Source organism: Pseudomonas sp. FSL W5-0299, from assembly GCF_005930655.1.
GTDB classification, from domain to species: Bacteria; Pseudomonadota; Gammaproteobacteria; order Pseudomonadales; family Pseudomonadaceae; genus Aquipseudomonas; species Aquipseudomonas mandelii.
On record NZ_RXHX01000002.1, the window covers coordinates 16,312 to 35,289 of the forward strand.

General features: G+C 59.5%; 17 protein-coding genes and 1 tRNA gene. 14 read left to right on the top strand and 4 right to left on the bottom strand.

The window, feature by feature from the left end; translation table 11 throughout:
- The first annotated feature begins 2 nt into the window (after window positions 1–2).
- Window positions 3–1,508, top strand: a complete 1,506-nt coding sequence (locus tag FHL16_RS03695) for a YdgA family protein (protein ID WP_077747467.1) — start codon at window positions 3–5, stop codon at window positions 1,506–1,508.
- 75 nt (window positions 1,509–1,583) lie between these two features.
- On the opposite strand, the gene FHL16_RS03700 is transcribed toward FHL16_RS03695, so the two are convergent.
- Window positions 1,584–3,113 carry an apoptosis inducing factor family protein gene (locus FHL16_RS03700; protein ID WP_077747468.1) on the bottom strand — a complete coding sequence of 510 codons (1,530 nt, stop codon included), beginning with the start codon at window positions 3,111–3,113 and terminating at the stop codon, window positions 1,584–1,586.
- A 139-nt stretch (window positions 3,114–3,252) separates the two neighbouring features.
- Here FHL16_RS03700 and FHL16_RS03705 point away from each other — a divergent pair, with 139 nt between their 5' ends.
- The 6 genes from FHL16_RS03705 (at window position 3,253) to FHL16_RS03730 (ending at window position 7,335) form a co-directional block, all read left to right on the top strand.
- A complete protein-coding gene (locus tag FHL16_RS03705) occupies window positions 3,253–3,813 on the top strand; it encodes a YbhB/YbcL family Raf kinase inhibitor-like protein (RefSeq protein WP_010464881.1) in 561 nt (186 codons plus the stop codon).
- Between the two features lie 89 nt (window positions 3,814–3,902).
- The gene (locus FHL16_RS03710; RefSeq protein ID WP_077747469.1) at window positions 3,903–5,606 is read left to right on the top strand and encodes a vWA domain-containing protein; all 1,704 of its coding nucleotides are present in this window, start codon (window positions 3,903–3,905) and stop codon (window positions 5,604–5,606) included.
- A 1-nt stretch (window position 5,607) separates the two neighbouring features.
- Complete coding sequence (locus FHL16_RS03715; RefSeq protein WP_077747470.1) at window positions 5,608–6,174, top strand: RNA polymerase sigma factor; 567 nt, start codon at window positions 5,608–5,610, stop codon at window positions 6,172–6,174.
- On the top strand, window positions 6,171–6,809 hold the full coding sequence (locus FHL16_RS03720) for a hypothetical protein (RefSeq protein ID WP_077747471.1): 639 nt from the start codon (window positions 6,171–6,173) through the stop codon (window positions 6,807–6,809). Before FHL16_RS03715 ends, FHL16_RS03720 begins: the two co-directional genes overlap by 4 nt.
- Before the next feature lie 20 nt (window positions 6,810–6,829).
- Window positions 6,830–7,096: a hypothetical protein gene (locus FHL16_RS03725; RefSeq protein ID WP_154502514.1), complete on the top strand. Its 267-nt coding sequence runs from the start codon at window positions 6,830–6,832 to the stop codon at window positions 7,094–7,096.
- On the top strand, window positions 7,093–7,335 hold the full coding sequence (locus FHL16_RS03730) for a hypothetical protein (RefSeq protein WP_077747473.1): 243 nt from the start codon (window positions 7,093–7,095) through the stop codon (window positions 7,333–7,335). The genes FHL16_RS03725 and FHL16_RS03730 overlap by 4 nt, the downstream gene beginning before the upstream one ends.
- A 29-nt stretch (window positions 7,336–7,364) precedes the next feature.
- On the opposite strand, the gene FHL16_RS03735 is transcribed toward FHL16_RS03730, so the two are convergent.
- Window positions 7,365–7,441: transfer RNA gene (locus FHL16_RS03735), tRNA-Arg, on the bottom strand.
- A gap of 349 nt (window positions 7,442–7,790) precedes the next feature.
- On the opposite strand from FHL16_RS03735, the gene gabD reads away from it, so the two are divergent.
- The 3 genes from gabD (at window position 7,791) to FHL16_RS03750 (ending at window position 12,046) form a co-directional block, all read left to right on the top strand.
- Window positions 7,791–9,233 (top strand): NADP-dependent succinate-semialdehyde dehydrogenase, encoded by a 1,443-nt coding sequence (gene gabD / locus FHL16_RS03740; RefSeq protein ID WP_010464868.1) that lies wholly within the window; start codon window positions 7,791–7,793, stop codon window positions 9,231–9,233.
- 185 nt (window positions 9,234–9,418) lie between these two features.
- A complete protein-coding gene (gene gabT / locus FHL16_RS03745; RefSeq protein WP_077747474.1) occupies window positions 9,419–10,696 on the top strand; it encodes a 4-aminobutyrate--2-oxoglutarate transaminase in 1,278 nt (425 codons plus the stop codon).
- Between the two features lie 135 nt (window positions 10,697–10,831).
- Entirely contained in the window at window positions 10,832–12,046 is a 1,215-nt protein-coding gene (locus FHL16_RS03750; RefSeq protein ID WP_077747475.1) for a response regulator, read from the top strand.
- Window positions 12,047–12,117: 71 nt separating this feature from the next.
- Here the strand turns inward: FHL16_RS03750 and FHL16_RS03755 are convergent, their stop codons facing one another.
- On the bottom strand, window positions 12,118–13,107 hold the full coding sequence (locus FHL16_RS03755) for a GGDEF domain-containing protein (RefSeq protein WP_010464862.1): 990 nt from the start codon (window positions 13,105–13,107) through the stop codon (window positions 12,118–12,120).
- 255 nt (window positions 13,108–13,362) lie between these two features.
- The gene (desA, locus tag FHL16_RS03760; protein WP_077747476.1) at window positions 13,363–14,547 is read right to left on the bottom strand and encodes a delta-9 fatty acid desaturase DesA; all 1,185 of its coding nucleotides are present in this window, start codon (window positions 14,545–14,547) and stop codon (window positions 13,363–13,365) included.
- A gap of 146 nt (window positions 14,548–14,693) precedes the next feature.
- Here desA and dibA point away from each other — a divergent pair, with 146 nt between their 5' ends.
- The 4 genes from dibA to cysT all read left to right on the top strand — a co-directional run bounded on the left by dibA (window position 14,694) and on the right by cysT (window position 18,977).
- The gene (gene dibA, locus FHL16_RS03765) at window positions 14,694–16,613 is read left to right on the top strand and encodes a phosphodiesterase DibA (RefSeq protein ID WP_077747477.1); all 1,920 of its coding nucleotides are present in this window, start codon (window positions 14,694–14,696) and stop codon (window positions 16,611–16,613) included.
- A 204-nt stretch (window positions 16,614–16,817) separates the two neighbouring features.
- Window positions 16,818–17,000: a sulfur starvation response protein OscA gene (gene oscA / locus FHL16_RS03770; RefSeq protein WP_010464855.1), complete on the top strand. Its 183-nt coding sequence runs from the start codon at window positions 16,818–16,820 to the stop codon at window positions 16,998–17,000.
- 75 nt (window positions 17,001–17,075) lie between these two features.
- Window positions 17,076–18,089, top strand: a complete 1,014-nt coding sequence (locus tag FHL16_RS03775; RefSeq protein ID WP_077747478.1) for a sulfate ABC transporter substrate-binding protein — start codon at window positions 17,076–17,078, stop codon at window positions 18,087–18,089.
- 69 nt (window positions 18,090–18,158) lie between these two features.
- Window positions 18,159–18,977, top strand: coding sequence for a sulfate ABC transporter permease subunit CysT (gene cysT / locus FHL16_RS03780; RefSeq protein ID WP_007899634.1), 819 nt, complete (start codon window positions 18,159–18,161; stop codon window positions 18,975–18,977).
- Window position 18,978: the final 1 nt, after the last annotated feature.

The window sequence follows — 18,978 nt, forward strand, 5'->3', positions numbered from 1 at the left end:
TCATGAATAAATCAGCAGGCGTGCTTCTTGGAATCGTCGTTGCCATCGGTGCAATCAGCGCCGGTGGTGCCTGGTACACCGGCACCAAAATCGAAGGCGTGCTGAATACCTCGATCGCTGACGCCAACAAAGAGCTGAAAGCCGCGCTGGTGGGTTCCAACGGCACGGCATCGCTGGAACTGGTCTCGCTGGAGCGCCACGTGTTCAGTAGCACCGCGCACTATCGCCTCAAGGGCGAAGGTGAAATGTTTGGCGAAGCGCCGGTCGAGTTGCTGTTCGTCGACCACATCGAACACGGACCGCTGCCGTTCTCGCGTCTGATGTCGCTGAAATGGCTGCCGGTCATGGCCACCAGTCACTACGAACTGGAAAGAACGCCAACCACCGAGAAATGGTTCGCCGCTGCCAAGGACCAGTCGCCTCTCAAGGGCCTGGTCAATATCGGGTACGACAATTCCACCAACGGTACGCTCGAATTTCTGCCGCTGGACGTGGCGCTGGACGCCACCTCCCACCTGAAGTTTTCCGGTCTGAACCTCGACGTCGCCGCCAGCGCCCAAGCCCAAAAGGTCAAGGCTGACGGCTACATGGACAGCCTGACGCTGACCACGGTGGCTGAAGACCAGACACCCGTGAAGGTCGAGCTGAACGGCCTGACCGTGGCCAGCAACCTGACCAAAAGCACCTACGGTTATTACGTCGGCGACAACACCCTGGAGGTGACCGACAGCAAAACCACCTTCGGCGCCAAACAGTCGGTACTGGGCTTCAAGAAATTTGAAATGAAAAACCACACCGAAGAGTCGGGCACCAGCGCTTCGGGGCGCGCCGATTACAAGGTGGGCGAGGTGTCGTTGAATGGCAAAACGTTCGGTTCTGCGCAGATGGCCATGAGCCTGAAAAACCTCGACATCCCGGCGACCATGTCGCTGATGCAGATCTACCAGACCAAATTGCAGCCCTACGAGAAGGCCGCCGCCGAAGCCGCTGCCGCCGGTGAACCGGCGCCAGAACTGGTGTTGACCCCGGAAGAAGAAGCACAGGTCAAAATCGGTCTGGAAAAACTGCTCGCGGCTGGCCCGCAGGTCGCCCTGGAGAATCTGTCGTTCAAATCCACCAACGGTGAAAGCCGCGCCAACCTGGTGCTCGACCTGACCAAACCGCAGTCCATGGACCTGCCGCCAGACCAGTTGACCCAACAACTGATTGCGCTGCTGGATTTCAATCTGAAAGTGTCCAAGCCAATGCTCGTTGACCTGTTCACTGTGCAATCGCAGATTGACGGTCAGACCGACGCCAAGCTCATCGCCGATCAGGCAACGGCGACTGCTGACATGTTCAGCAGCATGGCGGTCGGTACGCAACTGGCCAAGCTGGAGGGCAACGATGTCGTCGCCAAATTGCATTACGCCAACAATCAGGTGGAATTCAATGGCCAGAAAATGACCGTTGAACAATTTGTCGGCTTCGTGATGAGCAAACTCGGCGGCGTTGCACCGATTCAGTAATACCGCTCGCTTCATGGCAACGCCCGGTCTCTGCGAACGCAGGCACCGGGCGTTTTGCTGTCCGCTGGTTAAAACCTAATCCACATCCCGAATCAACAGCCACGCCTCATCCACCGGCAGCGGTTGCTTCATCCGCTCCGCGAGCATCGCCATCGCCCGCTCTTTGTCGCAGGCAACAGCCGCGGCCACCACGCCGTTCTTGCTGAACAGGCCGATAAAGGGTGGATGGTCAGGGTTGCCCTTGAATTCGACTTCGTCCCAGCTTTCAGCGTGGCCGAGGTAGTCGTAGTTTTTGCCGAAATGCCAGGTCCAGAAATACGGCACGTCGAGGTAGTGCTCGTCGCCGCCCAGCATGTTCGCCGCCGCGATCCGCGCCTGTTGCTGTGCCAGGCGCCAGTGCTCGATGCGCTGGGGCTGGCCGTTGAGCGGGAAGGTCGCGATATCACCCGCCGCCCAGAGCCCGTCGGCTACGCGCATGCCGCCGTCGACCTGCAGTGAACGGTCTTTTTCCTTTGTAAGGTCGGCAAACGGTTCCGTCGCCGGGCTGACGCCGATGCCGACGAGCACCAGATCGGCAGGCAAACGTTGACCGTTTTCCAGTTTCACCGCTTCGACCTTGCCCGTGCCTTCGATCTGCGCGGCTTCGCTGTCGCTATGAAACACAACGCCGTTGGCCACGTGCCGGGCACGAATCGCCTTGCCGACCGCTTCGCCAAACTGCTTGACGAACGGCACTGCGTGGCGCGCCAGTACGGTGACCTCCAGACCGTATTGGCGCAGGGCCGACGCGGACTCCAAGGCAATGAAGCTATCGCCGATGATCACCACCCGTTGGCCGGGTTTTGCCGCGTTCAGAATCCGCGTCGCCTGATCCTTGGAGCGCAGCAGGAAGACTTGTGGCAAGTCAGCACCTGGCAACGTGAGGGGGTTGGGTGTGCCGCCGGTCGCGAGCAGCGCAGCGTCATAGGTCAGTGACTGACCGTCGGCCAGTCGCAGTGTTTTGTTGGCCGTATCCAGGCTCGCCACTTCACCGTTTATTCGCTCGATGCGCTGCTCGCGGTAAAAGCGTTCATCCCGTAGCGGCGGGACTTCTTCGGGCGGCATTTCCCCGGCAATCACGAATTTGCTCAGCACTGTGCGGTCGTAACCGGCATCGGCTTCACGGTCGATCAGCACGACACGGCCACCAAAGCCTTTTTCGCGCAATGCCGCTGCTCCCGCCGTGCCGGCGGCTCCGGCTCCGATGATCACAAACGTGCGCTCATCATCGGCTGGCGGGGTGTGGGGATCCGATAGCGGCTGATCGTCGACCCAGACCTCGTCATCACGCATCTCCAGGGGATAGCGCTTGAGGCTGTCCAGAGACGGCGGATCACATAGCCCGCCATCCTCGATCCGATACGCGGCTTTGTGCCACGGACAGATCAGACGCCCATGGCACAGCGCACCCTCGGCCAGCGGCGCCCCGGCGTGGGGGCATTCACCTTGATAGGCGCGCAATTGATCGCCGACCCGTAGCAAAACTATCTTGGTGTCCGCGATCCGTACTTCCAGGCCTCGGTTTTCGGGCACATCGGCAAAACGGGCGACGCGGTGCAGGGCCATGATCATTCTCCAGGCGGGCGTTTCACTTAAGAGTTTGGCCTTAGTCCCGAGGTTCAGCCAATTCCCACTGCCACCGCACCAACGGTACGGCTATAGTTCGCAGGCCGACGAAGGCCCCATCCGCACAAGGTGCTCCGGAATGACCCGATTGACCTCTCTGAACCCTTGGCTGGCGGCCGTTGCAGTCGCCCTTTGCGTGCAGTTTCCGGCGCAGGCCCAGGAGCGTTTCACCGTCAGCATTCCCGGTGTTTCGGATAACCGCCTGTTCACCTCGGCGGCGGCCAGCGACGCCAGCGGCTGCGGCGGCAAGAATCAGTCCCCGGCCCTGAGCTGGAACGCCGGCCCCCAGGGCACCTTGAGCTACGCCATCGTCATGCACGACCCGGACGGCCAGAAAGGCCTTGGGGTCGATCACTGGATTCACTACGGCATCAAGGCCACGACCCGTCAGATCCCGGCCGGAGTGGGCGCCAAATCCGCGCTAGAAGGTATGGGCGGCAGCAACAGCAAAGGCACCACCGGCTACATCGGTCCTTGCCCACCCGTCGGCGACAGCTCCCACCACTACATTATCCAGCTCTACGCCCTGGACCTCGCTCCAGACGCCTTGCCCGCCGGCCTGACGCGTGCGCAGCTGCTGGAGAAAATCAAAGGCCATGTGCTGAAAAACAGCAGTGTGGTGCGGCGTTATCACCGCTGAGATTAATTTTTCAGCCGGCTTAACCCGAACCTGGACGGGGGCTCGTCTCAGAGGATGAATGGATCAATTTCCTCCTGAGGTCAGCCCCCATGTCCCTCCCTCTGCATTTCCTCCGCCCGGCCGCCCAGGGTTTCACCGTCGGGTTGCTGTTGGCCGTTGCCGGTTGCGGCGCTTCCTCTAAACCTGAGTCCGCCGCTGTGTCGCCACCGGCTCAAGGTGCACTGAAGACTGAGGCGCTGGTGCGCAGCGAGTCCGTTGCCGCAGATGCCTCGATGGCCAAACGCAGCGCCCGTCCAGCCCCCATGGCGAGCTTTGCGCCTGAGGTGGCTGCGCCGGGTTATCGGGATGAGCAGCGCGAGCAATATCAGGCATTGGCGGATAACCCGATTCACAGTGTGGCCGAGGCGCCGGTCTCGACCTTCAGCGCCGATGTCGATACCGGCGCTTACGCCAATGTCCGCCGCTTGCTGAATCAGGGGCGCCTGCCGCCCGAAGGCGCAGTGCGGCTGGAAGAACTGGTCAATTACTTTCCCTACGACTACGCGCTGCCCACGGACGGCTCGCCTTTTGGCGTGACCACTGAACTGGCGCCATCGCCATGGAATCCGCATACCCGTTTGCTGCGCATCGGTATCAAAGCCTCGGACCGCGCAGTCGCGGAACTGGCCCCGGCCAACCTGGTGTTTTTGGTGGACGTCTCCGGCTCGATGGACCGTCGCGAAGGTTTGCCACTGGTCAAAAGCACCCTGAAATTGCTGGTCGATCAACTGCGCGAGCAGGACCGGGTGTCTTTGGTGGTCTACGCCGGCGATTCGCGTGTGGTTCTAGAGCCGACTTCTGGACGGGAAAAAGCGAAGATTCGTACAGCGATTGATCAATTGACCGCCGGTGGCTCGACGGCGGGTGCCTCGGGCATCGAACTGGCCTATCAGATGGCGCAACAAGCCTTCATTCCCAAAGGCATCAACCGCATCCTGCTGGCCACGGACGGTGACTTCAACGTCGGCATCAGCGACTTCGACAGCCTCAAGCAAATGGCTGTGGATAAACGCAAGACGGGCGTTTCCCTGACCACCTTGGGTTTTGGTGTGGATAACTACAATGAACACCTGATGGAACAACTGGCCGACGCCGGCGATGGCAACTACGCCTACATCGACAACCTGCGCGAGGCGCGCAAAGTGCTGGTGGATCAACTCGGTTCAACCCTCGCGGTGGTGGCGAAAAACGTGAAGCTGCAAGTGGAGTTCAACCCGGCGCAGGTCAGCGAATATCGGCTGCTGGGGTATGAGAACCGGGCGTTGAAGCGTGAGGATTTCAGCAATGACAAAGTCGATGCCGGTGAAATCGGTGCAGGACACACGGTGACGGCGTTGTACGAAATCGTGCCCAAGGGCGAGAAGGGCTGGCTGGAGCCGTTGCGGTATGGCAAGGCTGAGCCGGTGGCTTCCGGTACAACTGGGGAGTTGGCGATGCTGCGTGTGCGATATCAGCTGCCGGAAGGTGGGAAAAGTCGCTTGATCGAACGGCCGATTGCGGGTGATTCGGTCGGCAAAGCCAGTGATGACCTGCGCTTTGCGTCGGCCGTGGCGGCCTTTTCCCAGCAGCTCAAGGACGGGCGTTACACCGGTGATTTCAACCTGAAGGACACCGAAGCCTTGGCGCGCGGTGCACGGGGCGACGACCCATTCGGTCTGCGCGCCGAGTTCGTGCAATTGGTTGAGTTGGCGCAGAGCCTGCGAACCACTACCACCGCCTCCAACACTGAGTCGCATAAAGGAGCTTATAACTGACATGTCCGCGCCTGAACCGAGCGACGAATCGCTACTGGCCCGGTACCGCACAGGCGACGGGCCAGCGTTCGAGATCTTGTACGCCCGTCATCGCCAGGGCCTCTACCGATTCCTCTTCGGTTTGAGCGGCAGGCCGGAACTGGCCGAAGAGGTTTACCAGGACACCTGGCTGAGCCTGATCCGCAGCACCAGTCAGCCACAAGGCCGGGCGAATTTTCGTACATGGCTCTATCAGATTGCCCGCAACCGATTGATCGATCACTGGCGCAAACATGGCATTCACAACCCTTTGCACGACAGCTACGACGAACAAACCCACGCCGTGATTGATGAGGCGACCGATCCCGAACAACTGCTGAGCCTGAGCCGCGACAGCCAACGCCTCGAAACCGCGTTGCACGACCTGCCCGCCGACCAGCGCGAAGTGTTCCTGCTCCGCGCCCACGGCGATCTCGACCTGCCGCAGATCGCCGCCCTCACCGAAACACCCCTGGAAACCGTCAAGAGTCGCTTGCGCTATGCCCAGCAAAAACTGCGTCGGCTGCTGGCCGAGGAGGTACTGACATGACTGACGCCCGTAAAACACCGGAAGACCAAGTGCTTCAGCATTACCGTGAACACGTGGCTGGCGAACCACCGGCTCATCTGGATGCATTCATCCTGGCTGCTGCACACCGTGAAACACCTGCGCACAAACCGAACCTGTGGCAACGCTGGGTCCAGGCTTGCCAGAAACCCCGATGGCAAGTCGCGTTCGCCAGCCTCGTTGGTGTGGCGCTGATGCTGGCGCTGGTGCAACGTACCCCTGAGCAAGTGCCAACTTTGGATTCCAGCCCTGCACCCAAAACCTCGTCTTTTGCGGTCAAGAAAGAAGCTGCAGAAGCGCCGGCATCGGTTGCCCGCTCAATGGCGGCCCCGGCCGGCGCGATGTCCGCGCCTGCGCCCGCAGCCGTAGCGCCAATGGCCGAGTTGGCTGCGCCGGCGCAGAGCGAATCGATCAGCGCTGACATGGTGGAAGAAGCAAAAGTGAGCAAACGCCCAGGGGAGGCTCCGGCGAAGTTTATCGACGACCAGTTACGTGAAGTGATTCGCTTGCAAAATGCCGGTCAGACCAAGGCGGCTGATGAGCTGATGGCGACCTTGCACAAACGCTTTCCCAAGGAAAATCTCGCGGCTCGGCTCAAGGAATTGCAGAAAAACTGAGCAGCAGGGCGGTCGTCCATTTGGCAACGAGCCCCGAAAGCGCGCACTATCGGCCTATAGCTGATGCGTTGGAGGATGCCGTGGCAAAAAAAATCGACCGCATCGCCCAAATGCTCAACTGCCCGGAAAAGGGTGAGGTATTGCGGCGCGCTGTGACGGAGAGTCGTAAGGAGTTTCTGCTGGCGAAGCAGGCAGAGGAAGCGCTGGAGGAAGACGTTCTTGACGATGAAGAGGTTGAGGACGAAGAGGATGATGAGTATGACGAGTTTGATTGGACGACGGAATGAAAGACCACATTATGCTCGTTTGTGAATCTGACACCTTGGTTGCTCAGCGCTCGTCCTACACGGAATCACAGCAGATGGCAGTTCGGTTACAAGCTAAGGCTATTGAAGCTAGCTGTAATGATCCGCGTCCAAATATCGCCGCCGAAACAGTGTTTGCGGAGCTTTATGTGCTCATTGATGACATTGAGGCTAAGCAAAGCAGGACGGGACACCGCCCACAAAAAAGCCCCAGTCCTTAAGGCCTGAGGCTTTCTCGTTTCTACTAGTATGGTGCACCAGGCGGGATTCGAACCCACGACCCCTGCCTTCGGAGGGCAGTACTCTATCCAGCTGAGCTACTGGTGCAAGCGGGCGCCATGATACTCATATGCACTGCGGGCGTCCATGCTGCTGAATCGACTGCGGTTTTCGCAAGCGTAACAACCGTTTGCTACGTTGATCAGAAAAAGTAGGCAAATGCGGCGTTTTCGTTCTTTTTTTCGAACAGACTATTGTCCTTTACCCCCTTTGATCCTAGGATTCGTTTGAGATTTCAAACGCTCTTGTCTGGGTGCTGAACCGCACGAGTTTCGAACAGTGCGCTATTTATGTGCTTCAGCCCGGTGAATGATTTCCCTGACGGCAGCCTACAAGGCGCCTTTCTACAATCATAATTCGCTCCGCGCTGGTCGCGGTGCTGTTAAGGAAAGCCGACATGCAGCTTAAAGACACCCAGTTGTTCCGCCAGCAAGCCTTTATCGATGGCGCTTGGGTTGATGCGGACAATGGTCTGACGATCAAGGTCAACAACCCGGCAACGGGCGAAATTCTGGGCACTGTGCCGAAAATGGGCGCTGCCGAAACCCGCCGTGCGATCGAAGCCGCTGACAAGGCGCTGCCGGCCTGGCGTGCACTGACCGCCAAGGACCGCGCGAACAAGCTGCGTCGCTGGTTCGAACTGATCATCGAAAACCAGGACGACCTGGCTCGACTGATGACCCTGGAACAGGGCAAGCCATTGGCTGAAGCCAAGGGCGAAATCGTTTACGCCGCTTCCTTTATCGAGTGGTTCGCCGAAGAAGCCAAGCGCATCTACGGTGACGTGATTCCGGGCCACCAGCCAGACAAGCGCCTGATCGTGATCAAGCAGCCGATCGGCGTGACCGCAGCCATCACCCCGTGGAACTTCCCGGCCGCGATGATCACCCGTAAAGCCGGCCCGGCCCTGGCCGCCGGTTGCACCATGGTGCTCAAGCCTGCTTCGCAAACCCCTTTCTCCGCATTCGCGTTGGCTGAACTGGCCCAGCGTGCCGGCATCCCTGCCGGTGTGTTTAGCGTGGTCACCGGCAGTGCCGGCGACATCGGCAGCGAGCTGACCAGCAACCCGATCGTGCGTAAATTGTCCTTCACTGGCTCGACCGAAATCGGTCGTCAGTTGATGGCTGAATGCGCCAAGGACATCAAGAAAGTGTCCCTGGAACTGGGCGGCAACGCGCCGTTCATCGTGTTCGACGACGCGGACCTGGATAAGGCCGTCGAAGGCGCAATCATTTCCAAGTACCGCAACAACGGCCAGACCTGCGTCTGCGCCAACCGTCTGTACATTCAGGATTCGGTCTACGACGCGTTTGCCGAGAAGCTGAAAGTGGCCGTGGCCAAACTCAAGATCGGCAACGGTCTGGAAGAAGGCACCACCACTGGCCCGCTGATCGACGAAAAAGCCGTGGCCAAGGTTCAAGAGCACATTGCTGACGCAATCAGCAAAGGCGCAACCGTTCTGGCGGGTGGCAAGGTCATGGAAGGCAACTTCTTCGAGCCGACTATCCTGACCAACGTGCCGAAAAACGCTGCCGTGGCCAAGGAAGAAACCTTCGGTCCATTGGCGCCACTGTTCCGCTTTAAAGACGAAGCCGAAGTGATCGCGATGTCCAACGACACCGAGTTCGGCCTGGCCTCGTATTTCTATGCTCGCGACCTGGGTCGTGTGTTCCGTGTGGCCGAAGCCCTGGAATACGGCATGGTCGGCGTCAACACCGGGTTGATCTCCAACGAAGTCGCGCCGTTCGGCGGCATCAAGGCGTCGGGCCTGGGCCGTGAAGGCTCCAAGTACGGCATCGAAGATTACCTGGAAATCAAATACCTCTGCCTGGGCATCTAAGCTCGGCAGACGGGAATGCAACAAGCGGAAAGGGCACGAGAGCGCTGTCCCTTTCTGCGCTTCAAACGGAATTTTCTCTGTGGCCGGGAAAGCTGTGGCAGTCGATCATCGCATGCTGCCGTAGTTGCCTCCCCGCCGCATTTTCCTTGAACCACGCCGCCCGATGAGCGGTGAATGAGGACTTTATGAGCAAGACTAACGCATCCCTGATGAAACGCCGCGAAGCCGCTGTACCGCGCGGTGTTGGCCAGATTCACCCGATCTTCGCCGACCACGCGAAGAACGCCACCGTGACCGACGTTGAAGGTCGCGAGTTCATCGACTTCGCCGGCGGTATCGCCGTGCTGAACACCGGTCACGTGCACCCGAAAATCATCGCCGCGGTGACCGAGCAGCTGAACAAGCTGACCCACACCTGCTTCCAGGTGCTGGCCTACGAACCGTACGTAGAGCTGTGCGAAAAAATCAACGCCAAGGTGCCAGGTGATTTCGCCAAGAAAACCCTGCTGGTCACCACCGGTTCCGAAGCCGTTGAAAACGCCGTGAAGATCGCCCGTGCCGCCACTGGCCGTGCCGGCGTGATCGCGTTCACCGGCGCTTACCACGGTCGCACCATGATGACCCTGGGCCTGACCGGTAAAGTCGTGCCTTACTCGGCCGGCATGGGCCTGATGCCAGGCGGCATCTTCCGCGCGCTGTACCCGAACGAACTGCACGGTGTGAGCGTCGACGACTCGATCGCCAGCATCGAACGCATCTTCAAGAACGACGCAGAGCCGCGTGACATCGCTGCCATCATCATTGAGCCGGTTCAGGGCGAAGGCGGTTTCTACGTCGCGCCTAAAGAGTTCATGAAGCGTCTGCGTGCCCTGTGCGACCAGCACGGTATCCTGCTGATCGCTGACGAAGTACAGACCGGCGCTGGCCGTACTGGTACGTTCTTCGCCATGGAACAGATGGGCGTTGCTGCCGATCTGACCACCTTCGCCAAATCCATCGCTGGCGGCTTCCCGTTGGCCGGTGTGTGCGGCAAGGCCGAGTACATGGACGCCATTGCTCCAGGCGGCCTGGGCGGTACTTACGCCGGTAGCCCGATTGCTTGCGCTGCGGCCCTGGCCGTGATGGAAGTGTTCGAAGAAGAGCACCTGCTGGATCGCTGCAAGGCAGTCGGCGAGCGTCTGGTCACTGGCCTGAAAGCCATCCAGGCCAAATACCCGGTCATCGGCGAAGTCCGTGCCTTGGGCGCGATGATCGCGGTCGAGCTGTTTGTCGACGGTGACAGCCACAAGCCGAACGCTGCCGCGGTGGCATCGGTGGTGGCCAAGGCTCGCGACAAAGGGCTGATCCTGCTGTCCTGCGGCACTTACGGCAACGTTCTGCGCGTCCTGGTTCCGCTGACCGCGCCGGATGAGCAATTGGACAAAGGTCTGGCAATTATCGAAGAGTGCTTCTCGGAACTCTGATCTAAAATGTTCATATGAATGTGTGAGCTGATCGACAAAAAACCCGCTTCGGCGGGTTTTTTTGTCCCCGGGACAAACTGCACCGTCCATGATCAGCATTGACTAAGGTACAAGCATCGCAAAGGGAGCGTGCAGATGACCGCTGTGGTTTTACCGGCTGTACCGCGTGTGTTGGTTGCCGAGGCTGACCCTTGGTCTCGTGACCTGATCAAACAAGTGCTGTTGAGCGTGCGCTGCGACGCACGGCTGGATCTGTGTGCCGATGGTCAGGAAGCGTTGCGGCTGTTGGCGGAAAATCCGTATGACCTGGTGATCGTCGACGGGGAGCTGCCCGGCGTCGACGGTCTGAATGTCTTGCGCAACGTCCGTCAGCGCAAACGCAATCCGCCACTGCCTTTCATCCTGATGAGCAGCCGCAACGACAGCGCCAGTGTGCGCGAAGCCTTGCCCCTGGCGCCTACGGCGTACCTGACCAAGCCCCTGAACATGGAAAGCCTGACCCAGCGTCTGCAGGATCTGCTGCTGAACGCCGGTGAAGAGGTTTTCTGTGAAATGCCGACACTGGCGGCCGGCATGACCTTGTCGGTGTATCTGCAGCGCCGTCGCGAACTGGCGGAGGGTGCGCCATTGATGGCCGATGTGCAGATGGCGGTCAACGCCAGCCTGAACACCCGCGGTCTTGACCTGGTGCGGCTGGAAGAGGAAATCCGCACCGACCCGCACATCACCGCCGTGCTCATCGCGGCGGCTAACAGCGCGGCGCTGCACGTTGGCGATGCGGTCCAGACCTTGTCTCAGGCGCTGCACCGCTTGGGCTCCGCGCAAAGCATGAACCTGATCCTCGGGTTGGCACTCAAGCACAGTGCCCGGCTCAGCGATCCGTTCCTGGCGGACTATGCCGAGCGTTTCTGGGACTTGTCTCTGCACACTGCCGAATACGCCCGCACGCTGGCGCGGTTGCTGGATCTGGATCAAGAGCGTTGTTATTGCGCAGGCATTCTGCATTGCCTCGGCGACCTTGCGTTGCTGAGGTGTTTGCAGGAATGGAAGCAGGCCGGTGGCGAGCTGGATGAACGGGAGGAGGTCGGCAATGCCTTGGCCGAGTTCGGCGCAGCCTACGGTTCGTCGCTGCGGACTCGCTGGCGGCTGCCGCTGGAGTTGCGGGAGTTGATTGCAGCGGCCTATCAGCTCGGTGGCGGCGTTTATTCTCGCGAAGCGTTGGTGATGAACATGGCCGCGCAACTGGCGCGCCTGACCGAGCATGAGGGCATTGAGGCCTTGGCGAAGAGCCGGACTGCGCGGTTGCTCAAGATCGGCTTGCCGGAGTTGATGCGGCTGCGCAAAAAGTAAACTTCACACAAAAACCTGTGGGAGCGAGCCTGCTCGCTCCCACAGGAGTTGTGTTGGATTTTGGATGGGTGTCACCCTGAAATGATGCGGTTTTTTCCCTGGCGCTTGGCTTCATACATGGCGGCATCCGCGCGGGCGAACACGCTGTCGAGGGAGTCGTCCTCCGGCGTCAGGCTGGTCAAGCCCTGGCTGACGGTGATGCCGAACGTCTGGTCATCATGGCTGAAGCTCAGTTGCTGAATCTGCCATTGCAGGCGCTCGGCGACTTGCATGGCCATGTCGGGTGCACAGCCGGGAAACACCGCTGCGAATTCCTCGCCTCCGATCCGCCCGAATACATCTCCCCGGCGTAATGCGGCTCGACCGCTCTCGGCGATTCGTTGCAGTACGTTGTCGCCCGCTTGATGACCGTAAGTGTCGTTGACCCCTTTGAAGTCATCGATGTCCAGCAACAGGAACGCCATCGGTGCGCCTTGCTTGCGCGCCTGAGCAAACTCGCGTTGGGCGCATTCGAAGAAGTGTCGGCGATTGCTGCTTTGCGTCAGCACATCGGTGGTCGCCAGGCGCTGCAACTCGGCTTCCATCCGTTTCTTTTCGGTGATGTCTTCGGCAATGCCGACGATGATCACCGGTTGGCCCGGCTCGGCCTGGCGGTTGATGAAGCATTTGTCGCTGAGCCAGCGCACCTGGCCGTCGGCGGCGATGATGCGGTATTCGCGGTCTTCAACGGCGCCTTTGACCAGCACTTCGGCGAGGCTGCGCTCGGCGTAGTCGAGGTCATCGGGGTAAATGCTGTCGCGCCATTCGTTGTAGTCGGACAGCAAGCTGCCAGCCGATCGGCCAAAAATCCGTTCATACGCCGGACTGACGTAGAGCACCTGACGGGTTTCCCAGTTGAAGGCCCAAAGCACCGCGTTGACGCTCACCAGCAGGGAGCTGAACAGCTGTTCGCGTTCGCTCAGGCGCGCGACTTCGCTCTGGGCGTGCATTAGCGCCATCAGGGTTTGAGCAGTGTCGGGCGATTGAGCGAAGGATGCGTCTTGCAGGTTTTTTGGGACCATTGGGACAACTCTCAAAGGGCGTGCGCCGCTTGAGGTTCGAAAGCAGCAACAACGAAGCCCGCCGGGGTATGGCGAAGTGTCTTTGAGATAGGGGATTTGGAGATTGGTTCCCGCACTACGTGGCGAGGAGGCTTGCTCCCGCCGGGCGGTATCTGAGGCGCGTTTTTTCAGTTAAAACGCGTCGTCAGATTTTGCGGCGACGTCGTCGCCGCACGGGGGCAAGCCCCCTCGCCACAGGGAAGAGCTTCGGCAGGGTCAGACAGCGGCAGGGCGCAGGGAGTAGGTTTTCAGCTGGTCGGCGAAGTCGCGCAGGGATTGAATCCCGCTGGCTTCCGCTTCGTGTACCCAATCCTTGATGGCAGCCAGCATGTCGTGACCATTTGAGCTGGTCTTGACCCAGATCTGCTGCAAGGCCAGGCGTTTCTCGTAAATTACCTTCAGCGCCTGGCTGTGCTCGAGCATGGTCTGGATGCGCAGGTGGTGCTTATCGTCCAGCAGACTGGTTTCCCGCGAAAGCAGACGCTTGGCCCGGTGGAACTGGTGACGGACCGAGTGATCGACCTTTTCCAGCTCTTGCTTGACCAGCGGCGCGATGACCAATTTGCGGTATTGGGCCATGATCTGGAAGCGGTTGTTGAGGATCGCCATGGCGGTGTCCATGTCCAGGCTGCCTTTGCCTTCGACGCGGTGGGCGATCGGTGCAACCCGCTGGACCTTGGCCAGGCGGAAGAAACTGAAGACCTGGATCCAGGCCCAACCGAGGTCGAACTCCCACTTCTTCACCGACAGTTTTGCCGAGTTAGGGTAGGTGTGATGGTTGTTGTGCAGTTCTTCGCCGCCGATCAGGATGCCCCAAGGCACCAGGTTGGTCGCCGCGTCGCGGCATTCGAAGTTGCGGTAGCCGATGGCATGGCCCAGGCCATTGACCACGCCGGCGGCCCACACCGGGATCCACATCATCTGGATCGCCCAGATGGTGATGCCGATGGTGCCAAACAGCAGCAGGTCGATGACGCCCATGATCGCCACACCCAGCAGCGGGAAACGGCTGTAGAGGTTGCGCTCGATCCAGTCTTCAGGGCAGTTCTTGCCGTAGATGCGCAGGGTCTCCGGGTTCTCCGCTTCGGCGCGGTACAGCTCGGCACCTTTGCGCAGAACGGTGGACAGGCCCTTGATGACCGGGCTGTGCGGGTCATCGACGGTTTCGCATTTGGCGTGATGCTTGCGGTGGATAGCGGTCCACTCGCGGGTGTTCTGCGCCGTGGTCAGCCACAGCCAGAAACGGAAGAAATGTTTCAGGCCAGCATTGAGCTCAAGCGAGCGATGGGCTGAATAACGGTGCAGATAGACCGTGACGCCGATGATCGTCACGTGGGTCATCAGCAGGGTGACTGCCACCAGTGACCAGGGCGACAAGCCGAGAAAACCTTCGTACCACATAGGCTATAGGGCCCTCGATAAAGAAAAAAACAGCCGTTGCATTATCACTAAGCCCACAGATAAAACCAGTCACCCTTTCAGATAAGAGTGGCTGGATGTTTCTTTAACCTATAATCCCATCCTTTTCGCAGGGACAAGGACGGCTAATGTCTGCCACCTATCGCGACGCGTCGCGAGCAGCGCTGCTCTATCTATTGATTTCCATCGTCTGGTTGCAGCTCAGCGGCTATTTATTGAACAGTTTCTTCGATGGCTCCGACGAGCTGGTACGTTGGCAACTGATCAACGGTTATGCCTGGATCCTGCTGAGCACCGGCCTGATCTTCGTTGCCAGAGCGCGATTGCTCCGTTGCCTGGGGATCGGCAACACATTGAGTGAGCGTCATGAAGAGCGCGAGCGTTTGCGCCAGGCGGCTGCGGTGTTCGATTGCACGCGTGAAGGTGTGCTGGTCACCGATAGCAACGGGCTGATCGTCCACGTTAACCGGGCGTTCATGGAAATCACCGGCTACTCGCAGGCGGAAGTGCTGGGTCAGCGACCGAGCCTGTTCAAATCGGGCCATCACCCCGCGGATTTTTACCAGACGATGTTCGTGACACTCAAGAGCCTCGGCGAGTGGAGCGGGGAGATCTGGAACCGCCGCAAAAGCGGTGAGATCTACCCGCAATGGCAGACGATCCGCGTCATTCGCGACGATCAGGGCCAGCTCAGCCATTACGTCGCGGTGTTTTCCGACATTAGCGCAATCAAGAATTCCGAACATGAGCTCAAGCATCTGGCTCATCACGATCCGCTGACGGATCTGCCTAACCGTTTGCTGTTCACCGACCGTACCGAGCAGGCGCTGACGTCAGCGCAACTGCACAAGCGTGGCTGTGCATTACTGATGATCGACCTGGATCATTTCAAAATGATCAACGACAGCCTTGGGCACACCATCGGTGACGAACTGCTCAAGGCCGTGGCCGAGCGATTGCAGGCCATGCTCGGGCCGGAGCTCACGCTGGCACGGCTCGGTGGCGATGAGTTCGCGGTGCTCGCCGAAAGCTGTCCGCAGTTGATGCAGGCGGCGGCGCTCGCGCAACGGATCATTGATGCTCTCAAAGAGCCGTTCCAGATCGGCGGGCATCAACTGTTCATCAATACCAGCATCGGTATCAGTCTGTTCCCCGGCGATGCCTTGAGCGCCGAACAATTATTGCGTAACGCTGACTCGGCGCTGTTCAAGGCCAAAAGCGCCGGTCGCGATGGCTACGCCTTGTACACCGAAGAGCTGACCGCCCATGCCCAGAATCGGGTCGAGACGGCTGTTGAACTGCGCCGAGCGCTGGAGCACCAGGAGCTGCGCGTTTATTACCAGCCGGTTCACGACCTCAGGACCCGTCGCCTGGTGGGCGCCGAGGCGCTGGTGCGCTGGGAGCATCCGCAACGAGGGCTGGTGCCGCCGGCAGAATTCATTCCCATCGCCGAACGCACCGGGTTGATCGCGGAGATCGATGCGTGGGTGATGCGCCAGGCTTGTCAGCAAATGTGCTCGTGGCAGCAGGCCGGTGTGGCGTTGTCGTTTATCGCGGTAAACGTCTCGTCTCGACTGTTCGCTCGCCGTGAGCTCTTTCAGCAAGTGGCGAAAGTACTTCACGAAACCGGGCTCGACCCAGCGTTTCTGGAACTGGAAGTCACCGAGAGCGCGGTCATGGAAGACCCGGAAGTGGCCTTGGAGCAGATGCATCGACTGCGCGAGTTGGGTGTGCGGCTGGCCATCGATGATTTCGGCACCGGCTATTCGTCGCTGCTGCGGCTCAAGCGTTTGCCGGTGCAGAAGCTCAAGATCGATCAGGGCTTCGTCGCAGGATTGCCGTGGGATGAGGACGACGTGGCGATCGTGCGGGTGATTATCGCGCTGGCGCAAAGCATGGGGATGCAGGTGCACGCCGAAGGGATCGAGCAGGTCGAGCAGGCGCGTTTCCTGCTCGAACACGATTGCGATCTGGGCCAGGGCTACTGGTTTGGGCGACCGGTTCCGGCCGAGCAGCTCGATTGGGCGCATGCGCCGGAAATTCGCTAAGCGCAAGGTCCCCCTTAATCCGTGACGCAAAGCGTCACCGGATACTTCCCCTCTTCGCGCATAGCGCCGAAGCGATCTGCTTTCTGGTTATATAAACATTCTTAAATAGTCTTTTTAAGAATATCTACGCGTCTCTAGTATTGCTCTCACGCCGCAAGCAGTGCCGCCACTGCCAGGCAATCTCTCAGTTGAAGGAGCAGCACCATGAGCGCATCCCTACGTAGCGTTGAGGGTCAAGACGAAGCCACCATCTTGCGTGAGATCCAGAGCGCACTGCGCGACCTGCGTTTTGGCGCAGTCGAGATCACCGTGCACAACGCCCAGGTGGTCCAGATCGAACGCAAAGAAAAATTCCGTCTGCAAAGCCCGAGCAACAAACCGAGCTGAAAAAAACCGGCAGCCCGCGCTTCCAGCACTCCATAAAAAAAGCCAACACATCCAAGAATTCCAGGAGCTTTCACCATGTCGTCGATTCGTCATTTCGCTTTGGCCGCCCTGGCCAGTGCATTTTTTGCTGGTTCTGCGGTTGCCAAGGATTACGAGTTGCTCAACGTGTCGTATGACCCGACTCGCGAGCTGTATCAGGATTACAACGCCGAGTTCGTCAACTTCTGGAAGAAGGACCACGCTGGCGATAACGTGAAAATCCAGCAGTCCCACGGTGGTTCCGGCAAACAAGGCCGTGCCGTGATCGATGGTCTGCGCGCCGACGTGGTGACCCTGGCCCTGGCTGGGGACATCGACGAGATCGCCAAGCTCGGCAAGACCCTGCCGGCCGACTGGCAGAAGCGTCTTCCCGAGGCGAGCACGCCTTACACCTCGACCATTGTGTTCCTGGTACGCAAGGGCAACCCTAAAGGCATCAAGGACTGGGGCGACCTGGTCAAAAACGACGTGTCGGTCATCACTCCTAATCCGAAAACCTCCGGCGGTGCGCGCTGGAACTTCCTCGCGGCCTGGGCCTACGGCCTGAAAGCCAACGGAGGTGACGAAGCCAAGGCCAAGGAATACGTGCAGACCCTGTTCAAGCATGTGCCGGTCTTGGACACGGGCGCTCGCGGTTCGACCATTACCTTCGTCAACAACGGTCAGGGTGATGTGTTGCTTGCCTGGGAAAACGAAGCGTTCCTGGCTTTGAAAGAAGACGGCGGCGCGGACAAGTTCGAAATCGTTGTGCCTTCGCTGTCGATCCTCGCCGAACCACCGGTGGCTGTGGTCGACAAGAACGCTGAGAAAAAAGGCAACGCCGAGATCGCCGAGGCGTACCTCAAGCACCTGTACAGCCCTGCCGGCCAGGAAATTGCGGCGAAAAACTTCTATCGTCCACGTGACAAGGATGTGGCCGCCAAGTACAGCAAGCAGTTCCCGACCCTGGATCTGGTGACCATCGACAAGGATTTCGGCGGCTGGAAAAGCGCTCAGCCGAAATTTTTCAATGATGGCGGTGTGTTCGACCAGATCTACCAGGCGCAGTAGTTTTAAATAGCCATCAACGAGCCCCGGATTTAAGTTCGGGGCTTTGCGCGTTCTCAACCAAGGACTTTTATGTCGCGTCGTATCTCCCCCGTCATACCCGGCTTCGGGCTGACGCTGGGCTACACCTTGGTGTACCTCAGCCTGATTGTGCTCATTCCACTGGCGGCGATGTTCGTGCATGCCGCTCAACTCACCTGGGATCAGTTCTGGGCGATTATCTCGGCGCCACGGGTGCTGGCGGCGTTGAAGCTGAGCTTCGGCACCGCGCTCTATGCCGCGATCATCAACGGCATCATCGGCACACTGCTGGCCTGGGTGCTGGTGCGCTATACCTTCCCAGGACGCAAAGTCATCGATGCGATGATCGACTTACCCTTCGCTTTGCCCACCGCCGTGGCCGGTATCGCGCTGACTGCGCTATACGCGCCCAATGGTTGGGTGGGTCAGTTTGCAGCGGACCTGGGTTTCAAGATCGCGTATACCCCCCTCGGCATCACCCTCGCCCTCACTTTTGTGACACTTCCATTCGTAGTACGTACCGTACAGCCAGTATTGGCTGATATCCCGCGTGAAGTGGAAGAAGCGGCAGCGTGCCTGGGTGCAAAACCGCTACAGGTTTTCCGCCATATTCTGGTGCCCGCGCTGCTGCCAGCCTGGCTGACCGGTTTCGCGTTGGCCTTTGCCCGCGGGGTCGGCGAGTACGGTTCGGTGATTTTCATCGCCGGCAATATGCCGATGAAAACCGAGATCCTGCCGCTGCTGATCATGGTCAAACTCGACCAGTACGATTACACCGGCGCCACGTCCATTGGTGTACTGATGCTGGTGGTTTCCTTCGTCCTGTTGCTGCTGATTAACTTGCTGCAGCGGCGCATCGAAACCCCATAAG